The following is a 1,397-nucleotide window of genomic DNA, read 5'->3' as shown; positions in this document are numbered from 1 at the left end:
TACCCATTCCGAACACGAAGGTTAAGCTTCAAAGCGCCAATGGTACTGCCGGGGAGGCCCGGTGGGAGAGTAGGTCGTTGCCAGATAAAATATGGCTGGATAGCTCAGTCGGTAGAGCAGAGGACTGAAAATCCTCGTGTCCCTGGTTCGATTCCTGGTCCAGCCACCAAAACCCTGCAAAAGCAGGGTTTTTTATTTTATAATTATTTATATCTTATAATATTAGTATATAATTATTATAGGAGTGTTTTGAATGTAAAAATAATATTATTATATAAAATATATAAAAAAGGAGTAATTATAATGGAAGAAAAAATTATTGCGACATTTAATGGTAAGCATATAACTAACAAAGATTTACAAGAAATTATATCAAGATTTCCAGCTGAGAGACAGCAGAATTTAACAACACCAGAAGGAAGAAAAGAATTATTAAATGAAGTTGTAAGTTTTGAAGTACTCTATGAATATGCTAAAGATAGTAACATGGAAGAAGATAAAGACTTTTTAATTCAATTAGAAAATGCAAAAAAAGAAATACTTACCCAAATAGCTATAAAAAAGATTATCTCTAGCGTTAAAGTAGATGAAGGGGATATAGTTAAGTTCTATGAATCCAATAAGGAAATGTTTAAAACAGAAGAGACTATAACTGCAAAGCATATACTAGTGAAGACTTTAGAAGAGTGTAATAGTATATTAAATGAAATTAAAAATGGAATGAAGTTTGAAAAGGCAGCTGAAAAATATTCCACATGTCCATCTAAAAACAAAGGTGGAGCTCTTGGTACCTTTGGACATGGAAGAATGGTTCCACCTTTTGAAAAGGCAGCATTTAGCATGAATGCGGGAGAAATTAGTGAGCCAGTTAAAACTCAATTTGGATACCACTTAATATTTGTAGAAGATAAAAATCCAGAAAGTATAATATCACTAGATGAAGTAAAGGGCAGCATATATGCACAGGTATTACAAGAAAAGCAAAAAGAAATTTATATAAGTTTTGTAGATGATTTAAAGAAAAAATATAATGTAAATATACAAGAATAAACTTAATGAATAAGATAAAACACACAAAGAATTTGCTTTGTGTGTTTTTTGTGCGTTTTATAATAACAACATTGCCACCTGTATCAATAGTAGTAAAGTGGAGTATTATTAAGTAAATAAAAGAAGTAAGTGCATATAATTGTATAACTCCATTTATCATGAGGGAACGGTATTGTTTATATGATACAATAACTTATGTTGTCGCAAGAAACGACAAATAAGTCGACAAAGATTTAAAAAAAATTTAGAAACTTGTTGACAAGAAGAAACAAAAATGTTACTATATAAAAGTCGCTTGGAGCGACAGGGTCTTTGAAAATTGAACAGAGAATAGAAACCAGTCAATT

At 30.9% G+C, this 1,397-nt stretch carries 1 protein-coding gene, 1 tRNA gene and 1 rRNA gene; all 3 read left to right on the top strand.

From position 1 onward, the window contains the following. Positions 1-86: ribosomal RNA gene (rrf, locus tag JOC70_RS19055) — 5S ribosomal RNA — on the top strand; the annotation flags it as partial. A gap of 7 nt (positions 87-93) precedes the next feature. Further along, positions 94-169: transfer RNA gene (locus JOC70_RS19050), tRNA-Phe, on the top strand. A gap of 134 nt (positions 170-303) precedes the next feature. After that, positions 304-1,050 (top strand): peptidylprolyl isomerase, encoded by a 747-nt coding sequence (locus tag JOC70_RS19660; RefSeq protein WP_204600436.1) that lies wholly within the window; start codon positions 304-306, stop codon positions 1,048-1,050. Positions 1,051-1,397 lie beyond the last annotated feature (347 nt).

The sequence above is a fragment of the Clostridium pascui genome (assembly GCF_016908015.1).
GTDB lineage: Bacteria > Bacillota > Clostridia > Clostridiales > Clostridiaceae > Clostridium_AK > Clostridium_AK pascui.
This window is presented reverse-complemented; position numbering and strand designations above follow the sequence as displayed.

Bases quoted from the DNA above. Each gene is read 5' to 3' on its own strand.
- JOC70_RS19660 (WP_204600436.1), top strand. From the start codon at position 304: ATGGAAGAAAAAATTATTGCGACATTTAATGGTAAGCATATAACTAAC.